Below are 25032 nucleotides of genomic sequence, written 5' to 3'. Positions count from 1 at the left end.
GAAGTCGACCGTGCTGAATCGAGGGCACTGAGCAGTAATTCTACCCCATCAGAACGGCTCGACAATGACCGCTGTTGACCGATTGTTGTTGCTGTCTCGCGAGCTACGGCACAGCTTCGTGTCTCTGCTCTCCGACGGAGGGCATGCCGATCGAGCAGATCTCCCGGTTGGTCGGACACAGCGGGAAGTCGGTCACCGAGCTGATCTATCGCAAGCAGATCCGCCCCGTGGTCCAGGACGGAGCGACCGCGATGAACGACCTATTTCCAGAAGACGCCGCATAGGTGGTTAGAAACGGATGACTCAGGTCGTTCCCGGCGAGGTGTGACCTGAGCCTTCCGATTTGCAGATCTTGGCATGCGAACAGCTCCGCGCGAAGAGTCAGCACATGCGGGCCGGCCCGTCGCGCTTCTCAAGCTGTCCGGGACATCTCCACCATGACTGACCCCATGTATCAGTGAACACTACCGAAGCCATCCCTGTGAGAAGTAGGAAAGGTATTTCTGGCTTCGGTTGGACAGGCTCCTTGCCGGAGATAACCTGTTTCGAGTGCATGGTCCCTATCACCAGCTCGCGAGGCACGGGACTCCCATCTTCTAGGTGGTACCCCAAGTACCCGCCAGGGTCGTTAATCTGGATTACGATCATATCGATTGGATAGTCAGACCCGTTCATAAGTGAGTACTCGATCGCCTCGCTGCCGTCGTCTTGGGCGGCGAGCGTGCTAGATATGCAGACGGCCCGAGCCATAGCGTCTCGTCGTTCGGTCTCGCCGTCCTGGCGCAGCTGTGCCTCTAGCTGGCGTTGTTTGCGCGCGTCACGAATTTGCGTTCCCGCGAATACTAGGCCCATGGCGGTGGCGAGCCCGCCGACCCATGTCCCGACCGGCCCCCACACGGGCTCGGCCGGCCGGATAGATGCCCACCAGCCGACACCGCAGATAGCGAACCCGACAGCGAAGACCAGGGTCGTGACCGAAGACGTCCAGACGCTCCGGACAGCGCTGAGGAAGCGTCTGAAATGCGCTCGATCCGCCATGATGGTGTAGCTCCAAGTTCCTCAGGGGGGCCAGGCCAAGGTAGCTGGAGTTCTGCAGCCGGGCGGGTCCAGCCGTCGCACGCCCGCTGGAGCCAGCGCGCACTCTGATCTGTCGATCTTGATCCGAACGAGGCAGTAGATCAAATACGACGAAAGGCCCAGGTCGCCGGCTCTGTGCGTGAGCCAGCGACCTGGGCCTTTGTACTGGTCGGGGTGGCGGGATTCGAACCCACGGCCTCTTCGTCCCGAACGAAGCGCGCTACCAAGCTGCGCCACACCCCGGTGGCTGACGTGCGGTGGTCAGTCTAGCCGACGTCCGCGGCGGCCGATGACCTGGCTCGGCCTTGGCCGTTTCCGCCGGCCCCGGGGCCGACCGGCCGCGGCACCAGGGTAAGCAGGCTGGCCTCCGGCGGGCAGGCGAAGCGGACCGGGGCGTACGGGGAGGTGCCCAGGCCGGCGGACACGTGCAGCCAGGTGTGTGCGCCCCAGCGGGACGCCCCCCGGGCGCGGGAGCGGTCCAGGCCGCAGTTGGTGACCAGCGCGCCGTAGCCGGGGACCCGAAGCTGGCCGCCGTGGGTGTGGCCGGCCATCACCAGGTCGTACTCGTCGGCGGCGAACCGGTCCAGCACCCGGGGTTCGGGCGAGTGCGTCAGGCCGAGGCGCAGCGCCACCGGTTCGGAGACCGGGCCGGCGATGGCGCGGTAGTCGTCCCTGCCGATGTGCGGGTCGTCCACGCCGGCGACCATGAGCGGCTGGCCGGAGACGGTGATCCGCAGCCGCTGGTGGGTGGCGTCCAGCCAGCCGCGTTCGAGCAGCGCGGCGCGCAGGTCCCGCCACGGCAGCGGCGCGCCACGCACCCGGCGGCGGTGGCGGCGCAGGTAGCTTGCCGGGTTCTTGGGCACGGGCCCGCGGTAGTCGTTGCTGCCGAAGACGAACACCCCGGGGCGGTCCAGCAGCGGCCCCAGCCCGCGCAGCACGGCGGGCACCGCCTTCGGGTGGGCCAGGTTGTCGCCGGTGTTCACCACCAGGTCGGGCTCCAGCGCGTCCAGCTCGGCGACCCAGCGCTGCTTGCTCCGCTGCCCGGGCATCATGTGCAGGTCGGACACGTGCAGCACGCGCATGCTCGGGCGGCCCTCGGGCAGCACCGGCAGGGTCGCGGTGCGCAGGGTCCAGTGCCGCCGCTCGATCAGCGCCGCGTAACCGAGCGCGGCCGCGCCGAGGCCGACCGTGCCCAGTGCCGTCCGTGTCACGGTGTTCACGGCGGCCAGAGTAGTGCGCCGCGCCAGGGCTAAAGTGAGCCGTCATGGGCCTCAAAGCGCGCCTGCGCGACGACCTCACCGCCGCGATCAAGAGCAAGGACGAGCTGACCAAGTCGACGCTGCGGATGGCGCTGACCGCGATCACCGCCGGCGAGGTGGCCGGTGACACCGCGCGCGAGCTGGACGAGGACGAGGTCCGCAAGGTGCTGACCAGGGAGGCCAAGAAGCGCGCGGAGTCCGCCGAGGCGTTCGACGCCGCCGGCCGGACCGAGCTGGCCGCCAAGGAGCGCGCCGAGGCCGAGGTGCTGGCCCACTACCTGCCCTCGCAGCTCACCGACGCCGAGGTGGACGCGCTGGCCGAGCGGGCCGTGGCCCAGGTGGCCGCCGAGACCGGCTCCGCCCCCGGCCCGCGCCAGATGGGCCAGGTGATGAAGGTCGCAACCGCCGAGGCCGCCGGCCGGGCGGAGGGGTCGCGGGTGGCCGCCGCCGTCAAGGCCCGCCTGATCGGCTAGCCGCCGGGACCGTTGGCCGGGCCGGGCGGTAGGGCTCCGGGCGGGGCGGGCGGCGCGACGGACGGCGGCGCGGCGGTTCCGGCGTTCGTGCCTTCCCCGGGCGGGGGTGGGGGCGGCGGCACCTTGCCGGTGCTCACCTGCAGGGTGACCTTCTCGCCGGGCAGCGCCGTGCCGCGCGGGTGCTGGCCGACCACCATGCCGCGCCGGGCCCGGTTGTCCACCCGCTCGATCACGACGTCCCAGTCCTCGTCCTCCAGGATGTCCTTGGCCTCGTCGGCGTCCTTGCCGATGACGTCCGGGATCCGCTCGGTGTCACCGCCCTCGGTGAACCGGTTGTCGGTGGGCGGCAGCGGCGCCACCGGCTGGCCGGCCAGGTAGCCGGTCATCGCCCGGAACCAGGTCCGCGCGGGCGCCTTGCCGCCGTAGATGTTGCCGCTCGAACACGCCACCGGCGGCGACGCGCCGCCCGGGTCACACAGCGGCCGGGGCGAGCGCGAGTCGTCGAAGGTGATCACCGCGCCGGCCGCCTGCGGGACGATCCCGACGAACCCGGCGGACTTGTACTCCTCGGTGGTGCCGGTCTTGCCGCCCATCGGGCGGTTCCACTTGAAGCCGCGCGCCGAGGCGGCGGCGGTGCCCTCGGTGTCGTCCTTGCTCAGGCCGGTGAGCAGCGTGTTGGCCAGGCCGGGGTCGAGCACCCGCTCGCAGGGCAGCTCGGTGATCGGGACCGGCTTGCCCTCGGCGTCGGTGATCTGCTCGATCGGGCTGGGCGGGCACCAGGTGCCGGAGCTGGCCAGGGTGGCGCCCACGTTGGCCAGCTCCAGGATGCTGGTCGGGGTCACGCCGAGGGTGAACGAGCCGAGGTTCTGCGCCTTGGTCACCTCGGCGATGGAGCGGTCGGTGCGCTTGCCGGTGCGCGGGTCCACGAACGGGGTGGTGGCCAGCGAGCGCATGCCCATGCGCACCGCCATGTCCACCACCGGCGGCACCCCGGTGAACTCCTCCAGCTTGACGAACGCGGTGTTGGGCGAGAGCGCCAGCGCCTTCTGCAGGGACATCTCGTCGGCGTAGCGGCCGTCGTTGCCCACCGGGGTGGGGCGGCCGGCGCCGTCGCGGTACACCGGCGAGGCGTACCCGCTGGGCGGCACGTCGATCTCGTGGTTGATGCCCATGCCCTTCTCCATCGCGGTGGCCGCGGTGAAGATCTTGTAGATGGAGCCGGCGCCCAGGTTCACCGGTTCGTAGGGCAGCCCGTAGCTGGTCTGCTGCTCGTCGGCCTTGAGCCCGAAGGTCCGGTTGGCCGCCATGGCCAGCAGCTTGTGCTTGTCCGTGCCCGGCGCGACCAGGGCCATCGCGTTCGCCACGTGCGCCTGGTGCGGCGGCACCTCGGCGTCCACGGCGGCCTTGAGCTCGGCCATCGCCTTCGGGTCCAGGGTGGTGCGGATGGTGTAGCCGCCCCGGTTGAGCTGGTCGGCGGTGAAGCCGGCCTTGGTCAGGTACTCCACCACGTACTTGCAGAAGTAGCCCTCGTCGCCGGCGCCGATGCAGCCGTTTGGCCGCGACGCCAGCGGGTTCACCACGCCCAGCGGGGCCGCCACCGCCTGGTTGGCGTCCGCCTCGGTGATCATGCCCTGCTCGGCCATCGCCCTGATCACGATGTTGCGCCGGTCCAGCGCCGCCTTCGGGTGCGCCACCGGGTCGTACGCGCTGGTGCTGCGCACCATGCCGGCCAGCAGCGCGGCCTGCGGCACGGTCAGCCGGTCCGGGGTGGTGTTGAAGTAGGTGCGGGCGGCCTCGGTGACGCCGTAGGCGTTGTTGCCCAGGAAGATGATGTTCAGGTAGCCGGTGAGGATGTCGTCCTTGCTCATCTTCCGCTCGAGCTGCAGCGCGATCCGGATCTCCCGCAGCTTGCGCGCGGTGGTCTGCTCGGTGGCCTTGAGCCGGTCGGACTCGCTGCGGGCGGCGACGTAGAGCTGAAAGTTCTTCACGTACTGCTGGGTCAGCGTGGACGCGCCCTGCACCACGTCGCCGGACGCGGAGTTGGCGATCATCGCCCGGATGGTGCCCTGCCAGTCGACGCCCTGGTGGTCGTAGAACCGGCGGTCCTCGATGGCCACCGCGGCGGCCTTCATCGCCGGCGAGATCGCCGAGGACGGCGCCATGGAGCGGTTCTGGTCGTACAGGTAGGCGATCGGGTTGCCGGCCGCGTCGGTCACCGTGGTCGCCGAGGGCAACCGCTCGTCGGCCAGGTCCGACGACGCGTTCACCACCGTGTCGGCTGCCTTGTTGGACGCGATCCCGGCGGCGACGGCGAACGGGTAGACCATGCCGGCCAGCAGCACGCCGCCGATCACGCAGAGTCCGAGCAGCTTCGCCACCTGGCGTTTGATCGATTCGGAGCTGCTCACGGGGGGTCAGCTTACGCGGGGCGGGGGCACGTTCCGCGTCAAGCGGCATGGGCACGGCAGGGGCATTTCGCCAACGTGCTCCGGGCGCGATGGCCGGACTAGGTAGGTCACCGAGCGTAGTTGAGTAGTTTTCCCGGCTTGGCCCAGGGAACCGTGTTCGGTTGACTTGCGTCCATACCGATGACGGGCTTTTCAACGGCAACCTTGGGAGTAGGTAATGAATGCGGCCGGGAATTGGCGTGTGTCCGCCAACTGCCGTAACGGTGATCCTGATCGCCTATTCGTGACCGGCGCGAAGCAGCGCGACGCCCGGTCGGTCTGCCGAGGTTGTCCGGTGCTCACCCAGTGCCTTGCGCACGCGTTGGACGAACGCATCGAGTTCGGCGTCTGGGGCGGGATGACCGAGCGGGAGCGCCGGGCCATGCTGCGCCGCCGGCCCGAGGTGACCGCCTGGGAGCCGCTGCTGCGGGCGGCGGCGCGGCGGGCACGGCTGGATGCGGTGGCGGCGCGGGCGGACGCGGCAAGGGCAGCGACGACGACCACGAGTGAGGTGGCGGCACTGGCCACCAAGGCGGCGTAAGGACGAACGGCTCAGCCGGTGGCGCCTTCGACCTCGGCGCGGGGACGAGCCGGCTTCGCCGCGCCGGACCGGTCGGACGGCGGCGCGGCGGCCAGCCGGGTGCCAATCTCGCGCAGTCCGGCCAGGTCGGTGATGTCGCCGGCCACGGCGGGCACCTGGGTCACCGCCACGTCCGGGTGGGCGTTGGTGAACCTGGCGAGCAGCCGGCGCTCCCGGTCGGCGCGGTCCACCCGGTCGGCGTGCAGCCGCAGCACGGCCGAGGCCAGCCGGCCGCTCCCGGCGGAGTCGACCAGGTCGGCAAGGTCGCGGGCGCGCCCGGCCGGCAGGTCGGCCAGCACCGGGTGGGTGCGGTTGAGGATCAGCCCGGCCAGCGGCATCTCCTCGGTGGCCAGCCGGTCCACGAAGTAGGCGGCCTCGCGCAGCGCGTCCGGCTCCGGGGCGGCCACCACGACGAACGCGGTGCCCGGCGAGCGGAGCAGCTCATAGGTGGTCGCCGCGCGCTCCCGGAAGCCGCCGAACATGGTGTCGAAGGCCTGCACGAACGCCGAGGCGTCGGCCAGCATCTGCCCGCCCAGGATGGTCCCGACCGCCTTGGCGAACAGCCCGAACCCGGCGCCCACCAGCCGGCGCAGCCCACGGCCGCCGGCCCGGGCCGGGGCGGAGAGCAGCCGGATCATCCGGCCGTCCAGGAACGAGGACATCCGCTGCGGGGCGTCCAGGAAGTCCAGCGCGGACCGCGACGGCGGCGTGTCGACGATTATCAGGTCCCACCTGTCGGTTGCGACCAGCTGGCCCAGCTTCTCCATCGCCATGTATTCCTGCGTTCCGGAGAACGACGAGGAAATTGTCTGGTAGAACGGGTTCGAGAGAATTTTCTCCGCGCGGTCCGGGGCGGCGTGGGCGTACACCATTTCGTCGAAGGTGCGCCGCATGTCCAGCATCATGGCGTAAAGCTCGCCGTCCGTGCCGCTGCACGTGCGGCTGCACTCGCCGTCGGACCCGGCGTCCTCGGGCGCGCTTCCGACGCCCGCGACGCGCTTCGGTTCGTTACTCAGCGTGGTCAGACCCAGGGCCTCGGCCAGCCGCCGGGCCGGGTCGATGGTCAGCACCACCGCCTGCCGGCCGCGCTCGGCGGCGCGCACCGCGAGCGCGGCGGCCGTCGTCGTCTTGCCCACCCCGCCGGAGCCGCAGCACACCACGACCTTGGTGCCCGGGTCGTCCAGCACCGCGTCCAGGTCCAGCCGGGGGGTGCGCTTGGCGGGGGTCACCGGGTCACCGCCCCGCCTTGGCCGGCCTCGGCACCGGGCGCGCCCGGACGCCCTGCTCGGTGAGCCGCTCGGCCAGCTCGTACAGCGCGCCCAGCTCCACGCCGTCGATCACCTCGGGCAGCGTGAGCCGGGGCATCGGCTCGGCCGGGCCGTCCGGCGGCCCGGCGTCCAGGCGCGCCAGCGCGGCCGCCTCGGCGCGCACCCGCACCGCGTGCTCCACCGTCTCCGCGACCAGGCCGTCGAGCTGGACGTCGGTCAGCTCGACGCCGGCCGAGGCCAACCCGGAGCGGACCCGCGCCCTGTCCACCCGCCCGTCGGCGGCGCTGTCCACCGAGCGGGTCGGCAGTCGCCGGGGGTCCGCCCGGTTCACGATCATCGCGCCGGTGCGCAGCTGGGCGGCATCCAGCTCGCGCACGGTCTCCAGCGCCTCGGTGACCGGCAGGTCCTCCAGGGTGGTGACCAGGTGCACGACGGTGTCCGCCGAGTGCAGCAGCCGCACCACGCCCTCGCTCTGCCGGTGGATCGGGCCGGTCTTGGCCAGGTCGGCCATCGCCTTGGTGACGTCCATGAAGGTGACCACCCGCCCGGTCGGCGGCGCGTCCAGCACCACCGCGTCGTAGAGGTAGCGCCCGTCGTCGCCGCAGCGGCCCACGCACTCCTTGACCTTCCCGGTGAGCAGCACGTCACGCAGCCCGGGGGCGAGCGTGGTGGCGAACTCCACGGCGCCCATCCGGCGCAGCGTCCGCCCGGCGAGGCCCAGGTTGTAGAACGTCTCGAAGTAGTCCAGCAGCGCGGCCTCGGCGTCGATCGCGAGCGCGCGCACCTCACCGCCGCCGGGCGCGACGGCGATCCGCTCCTCGGCGTACGGCAGCGGGCTGGTGTCGAACAGCTGGGCGATGCCCTGGCGGCCCTCGACCTCGACCAGCAGCGTGCGCCGGCCGCCGGCCGCGAGCGCGAGGGCGAGCGCGGCGGCGACGGTGGTCTTGCCCGTGCCGCCCTTGCCGGTCACAACGTGTAACCGAGCCTGCTCGAGCTCTTCGGGCCACATGCCTGTGCAGCCTACGTCCCGGTAGTAAATGTCGCCCCGTCGCGCGCAGCCGGCCGGTCGGCGTAACGGGGCTGGCCCAACGGGGGGTCAGGGTTGGGCCGGAGATAAGCTGGCGAACCATGAGCGCCTCGCCCACCGCCTGGGAGTATGCGACCGTGCCGTTGCTGACCCACGCCACCAAGCAAATCTTGGACCAATGGGGCGCCGATGGGTGGGAACTCGTGACCGTGTTGCCCGGACCGACCGGAGAACAGCTGGTCGCCTACCTCAAACGGCCCAAGACGAGCGGCGGTCCCGGCTGATGTCGGCCAGCCAGCGGCTCGACGACCTGGGAATCTCGTTACCCGAGGTAACCAAGCCGGCGGGGGCATACCTGCCGGCGGTGCGCTCGGGCTCGCTGGTGTTCACCGCCGGCCAGCTCCCCGTGGTGGCGGGCGCGCTGGCGGCCACCGGCAAGGTCGGCGCCGAGGTGGACGCCGGCGAAGCGGCCGGGCTGGCCCGCACCTGCGCGCTCAACGCGCTGGCCGCGGTGCACTCCCTGGTCGGCATCGACGCGGTGCGGCGGGTGGTGAAGGTCACCGGTTTCGTGGCCTCCGCGCCCGGGTTCACCGACCAGCCGTCCGTGATCGACGGTGCCTCGGCGCTGTTCGGCGAGGTGTTCGGCGACGCGGGCCGGCATGCCCGATCGGCTGTCGGGGTGGCCGAGCTGCCCAAGAACTCGCCCGTCGAGGTCGAAATCGTGGTTGAAGTCGAGACCACAACAGAGGTGTCCTGATGAGCGTGACGCCAGCGCAGTCCGATCCCACCGCCGAGCGGGCCTGTCACGACCTGCTGGTCCGGCTGGCCGGTCGGCTGCCGGAGCGGCTGCTCTGGCGGCTGCGCGACTGGCTGGCCGCCGGCGCGCACCCGGCGCTGGTGCGCAGCCTGCCGAAGGCCCTGCTGCGCCACCGCATCGGGCTGACCGACGCCGAGCGGGAGCTGATGGAGGTCTGCCTGCCCCGGTGGGGCGCGCCGTCCCGGCTGCTCGACGCGGTGCTCCCGGCGTCCGACCCGGTCGAGGTCAACGCCAGCTTCCAGGCCGACCTCGGCCCCGGCGAGGAGTGCGCCGACGTGGCGACCCTGGCCGGCTGGCGCGACGGCGTGGACCTGATGCTGGCCGCCGTGGTGCGCGGCCACCCCGGCGCCAAGGAGCTGCGCCGAAGCTGGCGGGTGGACCGCCCCCGGCCGCAGCGGATCGTGCTCGCGCACGTGACCGAGAACCTGCCGGCGCTGACCGGCGTCATGCAGCGCATCCTGCGCGCGCACGGCGACCTCACGCCGGCCGTGGAAGTGGTGTCCCCGCCGCTGGCCCTGCCGCCGTACCACCGGCTGGCGTTACGCGAGTCGGTATCGCTGTGGCGCTCGCCGGACCGGGAGCCGGTGGCGCGGGGCCGTCGCGGCTCGACCGGCGCGCTGGTCGACGCCTGAGACGCCTGAGGAAGGGAGGCGAGATGCCAGAGGGCCGAGAAGCCGTGGACGTCACGGTCGAGACGCACACCCTGCTGCTCTCGCTGGCCGGGCTGATCGACGATGAGCTGCTCGGCTGGTGCCGGGAGCTGGTCGCGGTCGGCGAGGGCGACTACGCCATCGAGCTGGCCACCTCGACGGTGCAGGCCGACCGGGTGCGGTTGCCACCGGGCCCGCACGACGCGCTGGCGGCCGCCGCCGGACGACGCCAGCTGCTCGTCCAGGGCGAGTCGCTGCCGCCGGCGGACACCTCGCCCCGGATGCGGCACCGGTTCCTGGCCGACCCGGCCACCGGTGGGTTCCCGGCGGCCGGCGCCGAGCACGACCCGGAGGCGGCGCTGCGCACCGTGCCGGGCCGGCTGCTGCGCGACTGCCAGGTGCTGCTGGTCTGGCGCACCACGCCGGCCGGCGGCGCGCCCGGCCCGCTGCCGCACCCGCTGGTGCTGATCGAGACCGCCGAGACCGCCGGCGCCGACGTGCTCGCCTACCAGGTCGGCGAGGTGCTGGCCAGGGCGGGCGTGTTCGCCTCGGTCGAGGTGTTCGCGGCCGAGCACCAGCTCGGCGACTACCACCGCGCCGCGCTGGCCGAGGCGCGCCGGCTGGAGCTGGTCGACACGGGGCCGCCCGCCGGCGGTAGCGGTGGCGGCGGCCCGTTGCCCCGCCGGCAGCCGGCGGGGCGCCCCGAGCAGGACCCGAGGAACCGGGACGGCCGGGACAACAGGGACAAGCAGCGCCGGCCGGACAAGCGGCGCGCTTCCGGCTCCGGATCCGGCCAGGAGGCCAGCGCGCGGGACGAGACCCGCCGCGCCCCGCTCCGCCCGGTGGACCGGGTGATCACCGCCCGGGGTTCGGCGCCGCTGCGGCCGCAACCGGACCGTTCCGACCTCGACGACGGACCCGGACGCGAGCGCTCGCCGTTCCCGCCGGACGGCGCCGACGGGTCGTTGGAGGACGAACCGCCGGGGGATAGACCAGCGGCCGACCGCCGGGGCGGCGATCGGCCGAGGGACGGGCTGTGGAACTCGCCGCGAGACCTGCCCGCCCTGCCGCCGAGCCAGGAGCCACCGGGCCCGAACGCGTCCGGCGGGTTCCCGGCGGCCGGGGGCGCACCCGGCAACGGGCGGCCGCAGGCCAGGCAGTCGCAGCCCAAGCGCCAGCCCGCGCGCGCCGACGAGGCCAACCTGCCGGACACCCCGCCCGGGCTGTCCGACGTCGAGCAGCGGCTGCTGCGCCAGCTGCACGAGGAGCTGGCCGCCCGCGAGGACGGCGACTCGCACCCCGAGCAGCACTCCGGCCAGATGTTCCGGAGCACCAACGGCGGGCGCAAGCCCCGGGGGCCGCGCCAACTGGGTCCGCCCGACCAGGCCGGCTGAGATCCGTTCGGCGGGTGGGCTCGCCGGCCAGCGGTTAGAGTCGGCCCATGTCACCCCCTGACGCCCCGGTAGTGCCCCGACCAGCGGCGACGGTGGTGCTGCTGCGCGATACCCAGGCCGGTCTGGAGGTGTTCCTGCAGCACCGGGTCGGGGCGATGGCGTTCGCGCCGAACGTGCACGTCTTCCCCGGCGGCGGGGTGGACGACCGGGACCGCGTCAACGGCATCGGCTGGTCCGGGCCGCCGCCGTCCTGGTGGGCCGGCCGGATGGGCTGTGCGGAGGAGCTGGCCGGCGCCATGGTGTGCGCCGCCGTGCGGGAGACGTTCGAGGAGTGCGGCGTGCTGCTGGCCGGCCCCTCGGACGGGCAGGCGCTGACGACCGACCCCGACGAGCTGGCCGAGGCGCGGGCCGAGCTGGTGGACCGGCGCGGCGCGCTGGCCGACGTGCTCACCGCCAGGGGCTGGGTGCTGCGCGCGGACCTGCTGCGGCCGTGGGCGAACTGGGTCACCCCGGAGAAGGGCCGGCGGCGGCGCTACGACACGTTCTTCTTCCTGGCCGCGCTGCCGGACGGGCAACGGGCCGACGCCGGGACCAGCGAGGTCCGCTCGGCCGCCTGGCGTCGCCCCGCCGACGCCCTGGAGGAGTGGAAGGACGACCGCATCGAGCTGCTTCCGCCGACCTGGGTGACGCTCGAACAGCTCACCGAGCAGCCCGACGTGGCCACCGCCCTGGACGCCAGCGCGGGCCGCACGATCACACCGCTGATCCCGAAGGTGCGCCGCGAGGGCGACCGGCTGGTGCTCAGCCTGCCCGGCGAGCTGGGCTACGAACGGGCCGCGTACCAGCTCCGCCCGCGCGCCACGCCGCCGCCCGCCGCGCCGGACGCCGCCGGGCTGCTGCCCGCCCGCCCGAACCACCCGGTGTACGAGAAGCTGCGGCCGGTCACCCCGACGGCGTCGGTGCTGCTGGCCGAGAACCCGTCGATGATGACCCTGGACGGCACCAACAGCTGGCTGCTGCGCGCGCCCGGATCCGAGGACGTCATCGTGATCGACCCCGGCCCGGCGGACGAGCGGCACCTGCAACTGATCGCCGAGAACGGCCCGGTGGCGCAGATCCTGCTCACCCACCACCACCTCGACCACTCCGAGGGCGCCCGCCGCCTCGCCGAGCTGACCGGCGCACCGGTGCGCGCCCTGGACCCGGCGCTGGTGCTCGGCGACGAGGGGCTTGGCGAGGGCGACGTGGTGGCCGCCGCCGGCGTGGAGCTGCGGGTGCTGGCCACCCCCGGGCACACCTCGGACTCGCTGTGCTTCGTGCTCGACGACGCGCTGCTCACCGGCGACACGATCCTGGGCAGGGGCACCACCGTGATCGCCCACCCGGACGGCCGCCTCGGCGACTACCTGGGCTCGCTGCGCCGGCTGGCCGAGCTGCCGGACGGGCTGGCGGTGCTGCCCGGGCACGGCCCCGAGCTGCCCGACGCCGGCACCATCGCACGCCAGTACCTGGCCCACCGCGAGGAACGCCTCGACCAGGTCCGCCGCGCGCTGGCCCAGCTCGGCCCGGACGCCACCCCGCGCCAGGTCGTCGAGCTGGTCTACGCCGACGTGGACCAGGCCCTCTGGCCGGCCGCCGAGATGTCCGTCAAGGCCCAGCTCGACTACCTGCGTGACGGGCTGTAGCCGTACCCCCCGCTCGCCAACGCGCGGCGCATGAACCACATGGCGGCGGCCAGCCCGACCCCGGCGAGCCCACCGGCCAGGAACGCCGCGCTCGGCCCGTAGGCGTCGATCAGCGCGCCGCCGAGCGCCTGACCGCACGCCAGCCCCAGGGTGATCGCCGTGACCACCCACCCGAACGCCTCCGTCGCCGTCCCGGCCGGCGCGGTCAGCTCCACGCCCAGCGAGTGCCCGGTGACCTGCGGGGTGATCAGGCAGCCGGCGATCAGCATCACCACACCGAGCCCCACCAGCCCCGGCACGAACGCCATCGCCACCGCGCCCAGCCCGAAGCCGGCCAGCAGCGCCGGCATCCGCAGGTGCAGCGGCCTCGGCCACGGCCGCAGCGCGTAGAGCAGGCCGGACAGCACCGACGCGATCGACCAGGCGCTGAGCAGCAGCCCGGACAGCGCAGGCCAGCCGGCCCGGGTGGTCACCGCCGGCACCCCGACCTCGACCGACCCGGCCACCCAGCCGAACCCCATCCCGGCCAGCACCACCACCCGCATCCCCGGGCTGGCCAGCGCGCCCCACCCGGTGCCGCCGTCGGCCCCCGCCGGCCGGCGCCCCCGCACCGTCCGCGTCAGCGCGAACCCGACGTTGCCCACCAGCAACGACCCGGTGGCCACCGCGAACCCGGTACCGGCCCACGGCGCGGCGATCAGCCCGGCGGCCACCGCCGGGCCCAGGATGAAGAACACCTCCATGCTGACCGCCTCGTAGGTGAACGCCGCCTCCCGCCGCGACCCCGCCGGCACCAGCACCGTCCACAGCGCCCGCGACGCCCCCGGCAGCGCCGGCATGCTCAACCCGACCGCGAGCCCGGCCGCCACCAGCACCGGCACCGCCAGCCGCGCCTCGATGGCCAGCGTCAGCCCGCCCGCGGTGGCCGCGAACACCCCGCAGACGATCAGCAGCGGCCGGGTCGGCCCGTGCCGGTCGATGATCCGCCCCTGCACGACCGAGCCGACCGCCTCGCCGACCAATGTGGCCGCCGCGACGAACCCGGCCGGCCCGAACGACCCGTACGCCCGCTGCACGTAGAACAGCGAGGCCAACCCGAGCATCGCGATCGGGAACCGCCCGAACACCGACGCGAGCATCGGCCCGGCCGCGCCCGGAGCCCGCAGCGCCGCACGGTAATCCGCCAAGGAGGTCGACATCCCTTAGCCATACCGCACCCGCCCGCCCCAATCCACCGGGTTACCGCAGCTCAGAACCCGTGAGTGGTTAGCGGTGCCATAGCACCTCTAACCACTCACGGGTGGTGACCTGGGTTAACGGGCTCGGCGGGCGAGGCGTTCTGGTTCGAGGATGAGCACGGACTTGCCCTCCAGGCGCAGCCAGCCGCGCTGGGCGAAGTCGGCGAGGGCCTTGTTCACGGTCTCCCGGGAGGCGCCGACGAGCTGGGCGATCTCCTCCTGGGTGAGGTCGTGGGTCACGCGCAGCAGGCCGGACTCCTGGGAGCCGAACTGTCGGGCCAGTTGGAGCAGCGCCTTGGCCACCCGGCCGGGGACGTCGGTGAAGATCAGGTCGGCCAGCGAGTTGTTGGTCCGGCGCAGCCGGCGCGCGATCACGCGGAGCAGCTGTTCGGCGATGTCCGGGCGCTTGGCGATCCATTCCTTCAGCGCGGCGCGGTCCATGCTGTGCGCGCGCACCTCGGTGATGGTGGTCGCGGACGACGTGCGCGGCCCCGGGTCGAAGATGGACAGCTCGCCGAACATGTCCGAAGGGCCGAACACGGCGAGCAGGTTCTCCCGCCCGTCCGGCGACTTGCGCCCGATCTTCACCTTGCCGCTGGCGATGATGTACAGCCGGTCACCCTGCTCGCCCTCGGAGAAGATCACGTGGCCCCGGGGGAAGTCCACCAGCTCGAGCTCCCCGGCGAGCGCCTCGGCGGCGCCCGGCTCGACGCCTTGGAATATGCCCGCGCGGAGCAAGACCTCGTCCACAGCCACTCCTCAACTCGCGGCCGTCGACCCCATGCCTACAGACCCAGGGGTCACCACCGACCGGAACCGATCAATCGGACGGCAGTCTAGTGCGCCCTTTGGCGGCCCTGACCACTGCGACCCACCTACGACACGCGAACACAAGTCCTCTGGGCTACCCAGAGGCCATCCGGACGCTACCCAAAGGCGTCCGACCAGCCGCTCAGGACGCGACCCGCTGCCGCCGCTCGGCGGTCGCCCGCCGCTCGGCACGGGGCTGCCGGCCGTCCCGGTTGCGCAGCCGGAACAACTCCAGCGCGCGTCCCGTTCCCGACCGGAACAACGCCTTCACCTCGTCGGCTCGGGCGCGCTCCAGGAAGTCGTCGAGCTCATCCTGGCGCACCGCCGACTCCCTCATCCGTGCCTCGACCCGCTCCATACCGAGGGCGAAGAACATCACCAGGAGCGGCACGAGGACTGACAACCAGGCAGTCATAACGAGGCGAATCCTCTCGCACCCGAGCGGCGGCGCCCGCGGCGGGGTCGGCGTGCCGCGCCGGTTCGCCTGGATGGCCCATTGTCCCGTGTTCGGAGCGCTATCCGTACCCTGGACCGGGTGACGAACTCCTCGCGATCGTCGACTCTATCGGCTGTTTCACGTACGCAATCGTCGACACAGCAGTCGTCTACACAGCAGCGGAGCAAGAAGCTCGCCGCGCGGGTCGCCGCCGGGGAGAGCGAGCTGGGCCGCACCCGCCGGGCCAGGCGGATGATCCGGACGCTGGCGCTGGCGTACCCGGACGCGCACTGCGAGCTGGACTTCACCAACCCGCTGGAGCTCGCGGTCGCCACCATCCTGTCCGCGCAGTGCACCGACAAGCGGGTCAACGAGGTCACCCCCGCCCTGTTCGCCCGGTACCGCAGCGCCGCCGACTACGCGGGCGCCGAGCGCACCGAGCTGGAGGAAATGATCCGGACCACCGGATTCTTCCGCAACAAGGCGTCGTCGTTGATGGGTTTGGGCGCGGCGGTGGAGGAGAAGTTCGGCGGCGAGCTGCCGAACCGGCTCGAGGACCTGGTCACCCTGCCCGGGATCGGCCGCAAGACGGCGAACGTGATCCTGGGCAACGCGTTCGACGTGCCGGGAATCACGGTGGACACCCACTTCTCGCGGCTGGTGCGCCGCTGGGGCTGGACCGACGAGGAGGACCCGGTCAAGATCGAGCACGCGGTGGGCCGGATCGTGCCCCGCGCGCAGTGGACCATCGTCTCGCACTACGTGATCTTCCACGGGCGGCGGATGTGCCACGCCCGCAAGCCGGCGTGCGGGGTGTGCCCGCTGGCGGCCGAGTGCCCGTCGTTCGGTGCCGGGCCCACCGAACCCGAGCAGGCCGCCAAGCTGGTCAAGGGGCCGGAGACGGAGCACCTGCTGGCCATGGCCGGGTTCGGCAGCTCGTGACCCGCACCACCCGGACCGGCCTGACCAGGGGCGAGCTCGTGGTCACGGCCGTCGTGGTGGTGCTCGCGGTGGCCGGCGTGGTCGCGCTGTGGCCGCACGCTTTCGGCTCGGGCGGGGGTAGTGAGAACGACACGCCGGTGGCCGCGAGGTGGGACGAGGCGGCGCTCGGGCCGGCACGGGCGGCGGCCGGGTTGCCCCCGTGCCCGGCCGGGGCAGACGGGACGAACCCGAGCGGGCCGCTGGCCGGGGTGCGGGTGCCGTGCCTGGGCGCGCCCGGCCAGGTCGAGCCGGCGGCCGCGCTGGCCGGTAAGGACGCGCTGCTCAACGTCTGGGCGTCCTGGTGCGGGCCGTGCCGGGCGGAGCTGCCCGCGCTGGCCGAGTACGCCGGACGCCCCGGCGCGGTGCCGGTGCTGACGATCGACGTCCGCGACCGCCCGGACGCCGCCCTGGCCCTGCTCGCCGAGCTGCGGGTACGGCTGCCGGCGGTGGCCGACCCGGACGGCGCGCTGTCCGCCGCGTTGAGGTTGCCGCCCGCGCTCCCGGCCAGCTACCTGCTGCGCGCGGACGGCAGCGTCACCAAGGTCGAGCCGCAGCTCCCGTTCCACAGCGCCGGCGAGGTGGCCGCCGCGGTGTCCCGGCTGCGATCGGAGCGGCCGTGAGCGTGGAGTGCACCGAGGACGGGTCGCCCACCCTGGTCCCCGAGGCCGCGCCGGGCTGGCTGGTGCCGCTGCTGCGCGCGTCCGCGACCCTCCCCGAGCAGCCCGAGCCACCCGATGACGGCCACCGCCCCGCCGCCGTGCTGGTCCTCTTCGGGCACACCGACGAGCACGGCCCCGACCTGCTGCTCCAGGAGCGTGCCGCCGGCCTGCGCAACCACGCCGGCCAGGTGTCCTTCCCGGGCGGCGGCATGGAGCCCGGCGACGGCGACGCGGTGGCCACCGCGCTGCGCGAGGCGGCCGAGGAGACCGGCCTGGACCCGGCCGGGGTGGACCCGCTCGCGCTGCTGCCCGAGCTGTACATCACCCCGTCCGGGTTTCACGTCACGCCGGTGCTGGCACACTGGCGCGATCCGGTGGCGGTCGCACCGGTCGACCCGGCCGAGACCGCCGCCGTGGTGCGGGTCCCGGTGGCCGATTTGGCCGAGCCGAGCAACCGGTTCCTGGTAAGGCATCCGTCGGGCTGGGTCGGCCCGGCGTTCGAGGTGGCGGGGTTGGTGGTGTGGGGCTTCACCGGGGGCCTGGTGGACGCGCTGCTGCGCATGGGCGGGTGGGAACGGGACTGGCCGGAAGGCCGGATCCGGGACCTCGACGAGGCCTGGGCGTCGGCCAGGCGCGGATCTCGCTCGTGACGGAGGCTGGAGCGGCATGAGCTGGGTCGACGTGTTCGTGCTGCTGCTCGCGGTGCTCGCCGGGGTGTCCGGCTGGCGGCACGGGCTGGCGGTGGCGCTGCTGTCGTTCGTGGGCGTGCTCGGCGGGGCGATCATCGGCGTGCGGCTGGCGCCGCTGCTGGCGCAGAACGTGGAGAACCCCACCGGCCGGGTGATGGTCAGCATCGGCGTGGTGGTGCTGCTGGTCGCGATCGGCGAGACCACCGGGGTGTTCTTCGGCCGGCGCATCCGGGACCGGATCACCGGCGTGCACAGCCTGCGCATCGACTCCACGCTGGGCTCGATCCTGCAGGGCCTCACCGTCATCCTGGCCGCCTGGCTGGTGGCGCTGCCGCTGGCCTCGGCGAGCTTCCCCGGCCTTGCCGCCGGCATCCGGGGTTCGAAGGTGCTCGGCGGGGTGGACGCGATCGTCGGCGAGCTGCTGCCGTCCGCGCGCCAGTTGCCCAACGAGCTGCGCGCCCTGCTCGACTCGTCCGGCTTCCCGGACGTCCTGAGCCCGTTCGCGCAGACCCCGATCACCGAGGTCGGCCCGCCGAACGTGGCGCTGGCCAACAGCCCGGCGGCGCGCGCGGCCGGCGGCAGCGTGCTCAAGATCCGCGGCAAGGCCACCCGCTGCTCACGCGCGCTGGAGGGCACCGGCTTCGTGATCGCCCCCGAGCGGGTGATGACCAACGCGCACGTGGTCGCCGGCACCGCCGAGGTCGCCGTGGAGGTCGGCCGCAACGGCAAGAGCCGCACCCGCCCGGCCAGGGTGGTCTCCTACGACCCGGAGGCCGACGTCGCGGTGCTCGCCGTGCCCGGCCTGGACCTGGACCCGCTGCGGATGGCCCCGCGCACCGCGTCCGTGGCCGACGACGCCATCATCCTCGGCTACCCCCTCGACGGCCCGTTCAAGATCACCCCAGCCCGCATCCGCGACCAGATCGACCTGCGCGGCCCCGACATCTACAGCGCCAAAACCGTCGTCCGCGACGTCTACACGGTCCGCGCCGTGGTCCGCAACGGAAACTCCGGCGGCCCCCTCCTGGCCCCCGACGGCTCCGTCTATGGAATGGTCTTCGGCGCCGCCCTGGACGACAACGAAACCGGCTACGTCCTCACGGCCCAACAGATCGCCCCCATGCTCCGCGCCGCCCCCGGCCTGTCCGAGTCCGTATCCACCGGCTCGTGCGCCTCGTAAACCGCCCGCGAGTCGGGGATTTTGTCAGGGTGAGTCGCGGATTTCGTCAGAGCGAAGGAACTCGACGAGCAGGGCGGTAGTCGCGCCCGGCGCCTCCTGGTGCGGGAAGTGCCCGCACCCGGCCAGCGGCACGTACCGGTACTCACCAGCCACCCACCGCGCCGACCCCCGCACCGCCCGCTCCGACACCAACGGATCGTCCACGCCGCGCACCGCCAGCACCGGCGCCCGCACCGGCCGCGACACCGCCGAGGCGAACCGCCGCCCGTCCGGCCTGGCCTGCGAGCGAACCGCCCACCGGAAGTACTCCAGCGAGCAGTGCGCCACCCCCGGGATCAGCATCGCCCGGCGAGTACGGGCGGCGACCTCGGCAAACTCCGGCGACGCCACCCACGACGACCCGGCCAGCGACCGCACCAGCCGCTCCACCCGCGCCGCACCGTCCGCCCGCAGCGACCGCTCCGGCCACATCGGCACCTGGAACCCCGCCGCGAACCGCGCCACCGCCGCTCCCTGACCGCGCGGATCCGTCCACACCGCCCGGCGCAGCGCCAGCGGATGCGGCGCGCCCAATACCGCCAACGACCGCACCAGCCGGGGATGCAGCGCCGCCAGCGTCCAACCGACCAGCCCACCCCACCCGTGCCCCACCACGGCGGCCTCCCGCGCCCCCAACGCCCGGATCAACCCACCCAGGTCACCGGAGAGGGTCCACAGGTCGTACCCGCGCGGCGGCTTGTCCGAGTCCCCATAACCCCGAAGATCCACCGCAACAGTCCGGAACCCCGCCTCGGCCAGTCCGACGAGCTGTTGCCGCCAGCACCACCAGAACTCCGGAAACCCGTGCGCGAGCACCACCAGCGGCCCGTCCCCGCACTCGGCCACGTGCAGCCGGATGCCGTTCGCGGACACCCCGCGATGCCGCCACGGGCCGGACACGCACACCGTGGACGGGTCGGGCCCGGTCCACGAGCTCAGGACGTCAGCGCTCCAGCGCGTCGCCCCGGCCGCGCCTGGACAGCACCTCCGTGGTCTCCCGGACGCTGCTGATGGTGCGCGAGGGCGCCCGGATCCGCTTCACCCGCAGGAAGCCGATGAACGCGGCCAGCCCGGCGGCGATCAGCATGATGCCGAACACCACCAGGTACGCCGCCCAGCGCTGCAGCCACTCGGTGAGCCCCTCGGCCAGCGCGATGAAAGGGAAGAACAGGCTGAACCCGAGGATGGCCAGCGCGATCACGAAGAAGATGCTGCCCTGCAGGCCCTTCTTGGCCTCGGTCTTCAGCTCGGCCTTGGCCAGCTCCAGCTGGCCCTTGATCATCGTCTCCAGGTGCCGGGTGGCCTCGCCGACGAGGCCGCCGATGGACGCGTCGCCGTTGCGGGCGGACTCCTCGGACAGCGGGATCGACGGGAGGACAGGCGGGACGTCGGTCCCGTGGTTCGGGCTGGCCACCTCGATGTCCTCCTGCCTGTCCTACGGTCACCAAAGATCGTGGGCGCTATCGTGCCACGTCGTCATACCCCACCTGACGAGCAGGTAGGCTTCACGGCCAGGGTGAGCCGGGAAGTCTGGTCGGCGCGAGGAACGAGCCTGCGCGGCTCGTGCACGCCAGAGACCGCCGACCGAAAGGCCGACACCCGTGTTTTCCGCCGTCGCCGCGTGCACGATCTTCCTGGCCGCCTACCTGGTGATCGCGCTGGAACGGCCGGTGTCGCGGATGGCCGCCGCCCTGACCGGTGGCGCGCTGGTCCTCGCGCTGGGCATCAGCGACGCGAAGGCGGCGTTCTTCTCCGAGCACACCGGCGTGGACTGGAACGTGGTGTTCCTGCTGCTCGGCATGATGGTCATCGTCGGGGTGCTCCGGGAGAGCGGGGTGTTCGAGTACCTGGCGATCTGGGCGGCGAAACGCTCGAAGGGCCGGGCGTTCCCGCTGATGGTGCTGCTGGTGCTGATCACGGCGGTCGCCTCGGCGCTGCTGGACAACGTGACGACCGTGCTGCTGGTCGGCCCGGTGACGATCCTGATCTGCCAGCGGCTGCGGCTGCCGGCGGCGCCGTACCTGATCGCCGAGGTGCTGGCGTCCAACATCGGCGGCACCGCCACCCTGGTCGGCGACCCGCCGAACATCATCGTGGCCAGCCGGGGCGGGCTGACCTTCAACGACTTCCTGGTGCACCTGGCGCCGATCTCGCTGGTGCTGCTCGCGGTGCTGATCGGGCTGTGCCGGTGGCTGTTCGCGAGCGCGTTCCGGACCGACCCGGACGCGATCAAGGAGATCATGGCGCTGCGCGAGCGGGAGGCGATCAGGGACCGGCGGCTGCTGGTCATCTCGCTGAGCGTGCTCGCCGTGGTGCTGGCCGTGTTCGTGCTGCACCCGGTGCTGCACTACGAGCCCTCGGTGGTGGCGCTGCTCGGCGCCGGGCTGCTGGTCGCGGTGGCCAGGGTGGGCACCCGGACCGCGCTGCAGGACGTGGAGTGGGAGACGCTGGCGTTCTTCGCCGGGCTGTTCGTGATGGTCGGCGGGCTGGTGCGGGCCGGGGTGCTGGACGCGCTGGCCGCCGCGATCACCGGGTTCGCCGGGTCCAACCTGCTGGGCTTCACCATGGTGCTGCTGGGCGGGTCCGGGGTGCTCTCCGGGGTGGTGGACAACATCCCGTACGTGGCCAGCGTGAGCCCGGTGGTGGCCGGGCTGCTGGACGCGGGCGGCGAGCCCAGGGTGCTGTGGTGGGCGCTGCTGCTGGGCGCGGACCTGGGCGGCAACGCCACCCTGATCGGGGCCAGCGCGAACATCGTGATGGCCGGGGTGGCCGCGCGCAGCGGCATCCAGATCGGGTTCTGGCGGTTCACCCGGTACGGGCTGGTGGTCACCGGCGCGACCCTGCTGGTGTCCGCGGTGTACGTGTGGCTGCGCTACTTCGTAGTGGGCTGAGTCGGCGCCGGCAGGCGTTCGAGCAGGGCGGCGAGCAGCCGGGATGCGGTGAGCAGGCCGAGCACCCGGTGCCGGTCGGCCGGGTCGGTGACCACCAGCAGCGGGCTGCGCAGCCGGGCCATGGTGGCCGCGCACTCCACCACCGTGTCGTCGCCGTCCACCACCGCCAGCTCGACGCGGTGGCGCTCCGGGCGGATCAGGTCGCGGACCCGCTTGCGGCCCAGCTCGTCGGCGCACGCCTCGGCGCCCTGCTCGTCGATCACGCCGGCCAGCGACGGGTCCTCCAGGATCGGCCCGGGGATCACCGCGCGCAGCACGTCCGAGGCGGGCAGCACCGTCACCGGCCTGCCGTCGGCGGCGAACACCGCGAGCGCCGGCAGGCGCTCGCCGGCGATCAGCTGGGCGGCCTCGTACGCGCTGTCGTCCATGCTGATCGTGGGAAGCTGTTGAGCCAGGTCACGCGCCTTCACGCGGTCAACTGTAGGCCTCGTCAGGGCCGCGAGGCCGGCGTCCTAACGCGGCCCTGACGGCGTGTCTGCCCGGTGCGCCCGGCCGCGCACCGCCAGCAGCGCGGCGGCCAGCAGCGACGCGGCGGCCGACGCGAGCAGCACCGCCGCCTTGGCCGTGTCCACCCCCGGCCCGTCCGGCAGCGACAGCTCGGCGAGCAGCAGGCTGACGGTGAACCCGACGCCGCCGAGCATGGACACCGCCAGCATGTCCCGCCAGCCCAGCCCGTCCGGGCGCACCGCCGGCGTCAGCGTCACCACCAGGAACGACGCGCCGAAGATCCCGACCAGCTTGCCGGCCAGCAGCCCGACCACGACGGCCAGCGCGACCGGGTCGGTGAACACCCCGCGCAGCGCCTCGCCGCCCATCGGCACCCCGGCGGCGAACAGCGCGAACAGCGGCACGCACAGCCCCGCCGACCACGGCTGCAGCCGGTGCTCCAGCCGGCACACCGGCGTCTCGTCCTCGCCGGGGTCGGGCCGCGAGCGGGTCAGCAGCCCCAGCGCCACCCCGGCCACCGTGGCGTGGATGCCCGCCTCGTGCACCGCGAGCCAGGTGGCCACCGCGATCGGCACGTACAGCAGCGGCGACGTCACCCGCCGGCGCTGCAGCCACCAGTACGCCACGCACAGCACCACGGCGGCGCCCAGCGCGACCAGCGCCACGTGGTCGGTGAACAGCACGGCGATCAGCGCGATCGCGCCCAGGTCGTCCACCACGGCCAGCCCGAGCAGGAACACCCGCGCGGTGGCCGGCAGCGCCGCCCCGGCCAGCGCCAGCACGCCCAACGCGAACGCGATGTCGGTGGCCACCGGGATCGCCCAGGCCTGGTCCATGCCCGGCGCGCCCCTACCGACCGCCAGCGCGAGCCCCGCCGGCACCACCATCCCCCCGACCGCCGCGGCCACCGGCAGCACCGCCCGGCGCACCCCGGCCAGCTCACCGACCGTGAGCTCGCGCTTGAGCTCCAACCCCGCCACGAAGAAGAACACCGCGAGCAGCCCGTCGGTGGCCCACTGGCCCAGGCTCAGGTCCAGGTGCAGCGCGGCCGGGCCCACGGTGAGCCCGCGCAGCCACCGATAGACGTCCCCGGCCGGCGAGTTCGCCCAGACCAGCGCGGCGGCCGCCGCCGCGAGCAGCACCATCCCGCCCACGGTCTCGGTACGCAGGAAGCGGGCGAACTCGGCGGCGGGCGCGGTGACGTGACGGCGGCGCACGGGCGGCTCCAGAGGGGTCGGCGGACACGTTCGCCGACCAGCCTTCCCGGCACACCGCTACCCAGTGTAGCCATCCGCCCGGCGCGGCCGGGTGGCGTCGATCTCGGATGATTTTGGGGGGTGCCACCCCACTGCCCGGGCCGCCCCGGCTCGACACCATGGACGCGCCGGTGGATCGGACGAGCGGAGGGGTGCCCGGATGGCGAACCTACTCACCCCGCTGCGGCGGGCCACCCAGGTCGGCTCGGCCCGCACCGCGGTGACCTGTGGCGAGCTGGAGCTGACCTACGCCCAGACCTGGGACCGGTGCCGCCGGCTGGTCGACGCCCTGCAGTACATCGGGGTCGACGAGGGCGACCGGGTCGCCGTGGTCGGCCCGAACTGCCACCGCTACCTGGAGATCTACCAGGCGCTGCCGGGCGCGGGCATGACTGTCGTGCCGCTCAACCCCGAGCTCCCGCCGTCCGAGCTGCGCCACGCGCTCGCCGACTCCGGCGCCAAGGCCCTGTTCACCGGTATCGGCGACATCGGCCCCGGCCACACCGTGGAGCACGTGTTCGACCTGGGTGACGGGTACGAGCGGCTGCTGGCCTCGGCGGTCCCGGCCGACCTGCCCGAGGACGGCCCGGAGGACCGGGTGGCGGGCCTGTTCTACACCGGCGGCACCACCGGCTCGGCGAAGGGCGTGATGCTCACCCACCGCAACCTGCTCGCCAACGCCTCGCACCTCGCGATGTCCTGGCCGTTCACGCCGGAGACCACCTGGCTCGTCACCGCCCCGCTGTTCCACGTCGTCGGATCGCTGGCCGTGCTGACCACCGTGTGGAGCGCGGGCGCCCACGTCGTGCTCCCGGAGTTCGACCCGGCCCGCGCGCTCGACCTCATCGAACGCCACCGCGTGACGGCGACCATGGTGGTGCCGAGCATGCTGGCCGCGATGAGCGAGGAGCAGCTCGCCCGCCCGCGCGACGTGTCCTCGCTGCGCCTGCTCGGCCACGGCGGCTCCCCCTGCGCGACCCAGACCCTGCACCGGGCGCACGCCGCCTTCCCCTCGGCCGAGCTGCTGCACTTCTACGGGGCGACGGAGACGGCCCCGATCGCCACCCTGCTGCCCCGCGAGGAGCGACGGCTCGGCACCGCCAGGGAGCGGTCGTGCGGGCAGCCGGCCCTCGGGGTGGACGTCGTCGTCTTCGATGTCGACGGCGTGCGCTGCTCGCCGGGCGAGGTCGGCGAGCTCACCGTGCGCGGCCCCAACGTGATGGCCGGGTACTGGAACAGGCCGGCGGAGACCGCCATCGCGCTGGTCGACGGCTGGTACCGCACCGGCGACCTTGGCTACCAGGACGAGGAGGGGTTCGTCTACCTGGTCGACCGGGCCCGGGACATGATCGTGAGCGGCGGCGAGAACGTCTACAGCACCGACGTCGAGGACGCCCTCTACCGCCATCCGGCGGTGCTCGAGGCCGCCGTGGTCGCCGTTCCCGACGAGCGCTGGGGAGAGGCCGTGCACGCCGTGGTCGTGCTCCGGGCCGAGGTGAGCGAGGAGGAGCTGATCGCCCACTGCCGGTCCCTGCTCGCCGGCCACGAGGTGCCCAGGACCGTCGAGCGGCGCCGCGAGCCGCTGCCCAGGTCGGGCGCGGGGAAACCGCTCAAGCGCGAGCTGCGGGAACCGCACTGGTCGGGCGTGGCCGCCCGGGCGTGACGGTCC

25 protein-coding genes and 1 tRNA gene are annotated in these 25032 nt (G+C 73.2%); 14 read left to right on the top strand and 12 right to left on the bottom strand.

Annotation, left to right across the window (positions count from 1 at the left end; genetic code table 11):
• Nucleotides 1-143 precede the first annotated feature (143 nt).
• Nucleotides 144-284: a hypothetical protein gene (locus N912_RS62870; protein ID WP_245645848.1), complete on the top strand. Its 141-nt coding sequence runs from the start codon at nt 144-146 to the stop codon at nt 282-284.
• Between the two features lie 959 nt (nt 285-1243).
• Here N912_RS62870 and N912_RS0142305 read toward each other — a convergent pair.
• Together N912_RS0142305 and N912_RS58115 are read right to left on the bottom strand one after the other, a co-directional pair.
• A tRNA-Pro gene (locus tag N912_RS0142305) sits at nt 1244-1320 on the bottom strand.
• Between the two features lie 23 nt (nt 1321-1343).
• Nucleotides 1344-2288 (bottom strand): metallophosphoesterase, encoded by a 945-nt coding sequence (locus tag N912_RS58115; protein WP_425415382.1) that lies wholly within the window; start codon nt 2286-2288, stop codon nt 1344-1346.
• A gap of 53 nt (nt 2289-2341) precedes the next feature.
• Here N912_RS58115 and N912_RS0142295 point away from each other — a divergent pair, with 53 nt between their 5' ends.
• Nucleotides 2342-2809 carry a GatB/YqeY domain-containing protein gene (locus N912_RS0142295; RefSeq protein WP_028927200.1) on the top strand — a complete coding sequence of 156 codons (468 nt, stop codon included), beginning with the start codon at nt 2342-2344 and terminating at the stop codon, nt 2807-2809.
• On the opposite strand, the gene N912_RS58110 is transcribed toward N912_RS0142295, so the two are convergent.
• Nucleotides 2806-5217 (bottom strand): transglycosylase domain-containing protein, encoded by a 2412-nt coding sequence (locus N912_RS58110; protein WP_245645847.1) that lies wholly within the window; start codon nt 5215-5217, stop codon nt 2806-2808. The two genes, N912_RS0142295 and N912_RS58110, sit on opposite strands and share 4 nt — an antisense overlap.
• Nucleotides 5218-5434: 217 nt before the next feature.
• Here N912_RS58110 and N912_RS58105 point away from each other — a divergent pair, with 217 nt between their 5' ends.
• Entirely contained in the window at nt 5435-5797 is a 363-nt protein-coding gene (locus N912_RS58105) for a WhiB family transcriptional regulator (RefSeq protein ID WP_051581556.1), read from the top strand.
• 11 nt (nt 5798-5808) lie between these two features.
• On the opposite strand, the gene bagB is transcribed toward N912_RS58105, so the two are convergent.
• Nucleotides 5809-7065: an ArsA family ATPase gene (gene bagB / locus N912_RS58100; RefSeq protein ID WP_084211777.1), complete on the bottom strand. Its 1257-nt coding sequence runs from the start codon at nt 7063-7065 to the stop codon at nt 5809-5811.
• A gap of 4 nt (nt 7066-7069) precedes the next feature.
• Complete coding sequence (gene bagA / locus N912_RS58095; protein WP_037069429.1) at nt 7070-8113, bottom strand: ATPase BagA; 1044 nt, start codon at nt 8111-8113, stop codon at nt 7070-7072.
• A 119-nt stretch (nt 8114-8232) separates the two neighbouring features.
• On the opposite strand from bagA, the gene sp36 reads away from it, so the two are divergent.
• From sp36 to N912_RS0142250, 5 genes are all read left to right on the top strand, one after another.
• Nucleotides 8233-8415, top strand: coding sequence for a Sp36 family protein (gene sp36, locus N912_RS0142270; protein WP_028927199.1), 183 nt, complete (start codon nt 8233-8235; stop codon nt 8413-8415).
• Nucleotides 8415-8888, top strand: coding sequence for a RidA family protein (locus N912_RS0142265; protein WP_028927198.1), 474 nt, complete (start codon nt 8415-8417; stop codon nt 8886-8888). Before sp36 ends, N912_RS0142265 begins: the two co-directional genes overlap by 1 nt.
• Nucleotides 8888-9580 (top strand): hypothetical protein, encoded by a 693-nt coding sequence (locus N912_RS58090; protein WP_051581555.1) that lies wholly within the window; start codon nt 8888-8890, stop codon nt 9578-9580. Before N912_RS0142265 ends, N912_RS58090 begins: the two co-directional genes overlap by 1 nt.
• A 23-nt stretch (nt 9581-9603) precedes the next feature.
• Nucleotides 9604-10992, top strand: coding sequence for a hypothetical protein (locus N912_RS0142255; RefSeq protein WP_156994355.1), 1389 nt, complete (start codon nt 9604-9606; stop codon nt 10990-10992).
• A gap of 983 nt (nt 10993-11975) precedes the next feature.
• Complete coding sequence (locus N912_RS0142250; RefSeq protein WP_084211801.1) at nt 11976-12677, top strand: MBL fold metallo-hydrolase; 702 nt, start codon at nt 11976-11978, stop codon at nt 12675-12677.
• Here the strand turns inward: N912_RS0142250 and N912_RS0142245 are convergent.
• The 3 genes from N912_RS0142245 to N912_RS0142235 all read right to left on the bottom strand — a co-directional run bounded on the left by N912_RS0142245 (nt 12656) and on the right by N912_RS0142235 (nt 15140).
• Nucleotides 12656-13864, bottom strand: coding sequence for an MFS transporter (locus N912_RS0142245; protein ID WP_245645845.1), 1209 nt, complete (start codon nt 13862-13864; stop codon nt 12656-12658). The genes N912_RS0142250 and N912_RS0142245 overlap by 22 nt on opposite strands.
• A gap of 126 nt (nt 13865-13990) precedes the next feature.
• On the bottom strand, nt 13991-14665 hold the full coding sequence (locus tag N912_RS0142240) for a Crp/Fnr family transcriptional regulator (protein WP_028927194.1): 675 nt from the start codon (nt 14663-14665) through the stop codon (nt 13991-13993).
• A gap of 202 nt (nt 14666-14867) precedes the next feature.
• Nucleotides 14868-15140: a hypothetical protein gene (locus N912_RS0142235; protein WP_028927193.1), complete on the bottom strand. Its 273-nt coding sequence runs from the start codon at nt 15138-15140 to the stop codon at nt 14868-14870.
• A gap of 273 nt (nt 15141-15413) precedes the next feature.
• Here N912_RS0142235 and nth point away from each other — a divergent pair, with 273 nt between their 5' ends.
• From nth to N912_RS0142215, 4 genes are read left to right on the top strand one after another with little or no spacing between them, the layout of a single operon-like run.
• On the top strand, nt 15414-16103 hold the full coding sequence (gene nth / locus N912_RS0142230; RefSeq protein ID WP_028927192.1) for an endonuclease III: 690 nt from the start codon (nt 15414-15416) through the stop codon (nt 16101-16103).
• Nucleotides 16100-16762 (top strand): TlpA family protein disulfide reductase, encoded by a 663-nt coding sequence (locus N912_RS0142225; RefSeq protein ID WP_084211775.1) that lies wholly within the window; start codon nt 16100-16102, stop codon nt 16760-16762. The genes nth and N912_RS0142225 overlap by 4 nt, the downstream gene beginning before the upstream one ends.
• Nucleotides 16759-17451 (top strand): NUDIX hydrolase, encoded by a 693-nt coding sequence (locus N912_RS0142220; RefSeq protein ID WP_245645843.1) that lies wholly within the window; start codon nt 16759-16761, stop codon nt 17449-17451. The genes N912_RS0142225 and N912_RS0142220 overlap by 4 nt, the downstream gene beginning before the upstream one ends.
• Before the next feature lie 16 nt (nt 17452-17467).
• A complete protein-coding gene (locus tag N912_RS0142215) occupies nt 17468-18670 on the top strand; it encodes a MarP family serine protease (protein WP_028927189.1) in 1203 nt (400 codons plus the stop codon).
• A 24-nt stretch (nt 18671-18694) separates the two neighbouring features.
• On the opposite strand, the gene N912_RS0142210 is transcribed toward N912_RS0142215, so the two are convergent.
• On the bottom strand, nt 18695-19609 hold the full coding sequence (locus tag N912_RS0142210; RefSeq protein WP_245645841.1) for an alpha/beta fold hydrolase: 915 nt from the start codon (nt 19607-19609) through the stop codon (nt 18695-18697).
• A gap of 43 nt (nt 19610-19652) precedes the next feature.
• Nucleotides 19653-20123 carry a phage holin family protein gene (locus N912_RS0142205; protein ID WP_028927187.1) on the bottom strand — a complete coding sequence of 157 codons (471 nt, stop codon included), beginning with the start codon at nt 20121-20123 and terminating at the stop codon, nt 19653-19655.
• Nucleotides 20124-20310: 187 nt separating this feature from the next.
• On the opposite strand from N912_RS0142205, the gene N912_RS0142200 reads away from it, so the two are divergent.
• A complete protein-coding gene (locus N912_RS0142200; RefSeq protein WP_028927186.1) occupies nt 20311-21600 on the top strand; it encodes an ArsB/NhaD family transporter in 1290 nt (429 codons plus the stop codon).
• Here N912_RS0142200 and N912_RS58085 read toward each other — a convergent pair.
• Together N912_RS58085 and nhaA are read right to left on the bottom strand one after the other, a co-directional pair.
• Nucleotides 21582-22070 (bottom strand): CBS domain-containing protein, encoded by a 489-nt coding sequence (locus tag N912_RS58085; protein ID WP_051581554.1) that lies wholly within the window; start codon nt 22068-22070, stop codon nt 21582-21584. The genes N912_RS0142200 and N912_RS58085 overlap by 19 nt on opposite strands.
• 42 nt (nt 22071-22112) lie before the next feature.
• On the bottom strand, nt 22113-23324 hold the full coding sequence (nhaA, locus tag N912_RS0142190) for a Na+/H+ antiporter NhaA (protein WP_028927185.1): 1212 nt from the start codon (nt 23322-23324) through the stop codon (nt 22113-22115).
• 199 nt (nt 23325-23523) lie between these two features.
• Between nhaA and N912_RS0142185 the strand changes: the two genes are divergently transcribed.
• Nucleotides 23524-25026 carry a class I adenylate-forming enzyme family protein gene (locus N912_RS0142185; RefSeq protein ID WP_028927184.1) on the top strand — a complete coding sequence of 501 codons (1503 nt, stop codon included), beginning with the start codon at nt 23524-23526 and terminating at the stop codon, nt 25024-25026.
• Nucleotides 25027-25032 lie beyond the last annotated feature (6 nt).

The sequence above is a fragment of the Actinospineispora acaciae DSM 45401 genome, assembly GCF_000620785.1.
Classification (GTDB): Bacteria; Actinomycetota; Actinomycetes; order Mycobacteriales; family Pseudonocardiaceae; genus Pseudonocardia; species Pseudonocardia acaciae.
Note: the sequence above shows the minus strand (reverse complement) of the source record. Positions and strands in the feature narration are given on the sequence as shown.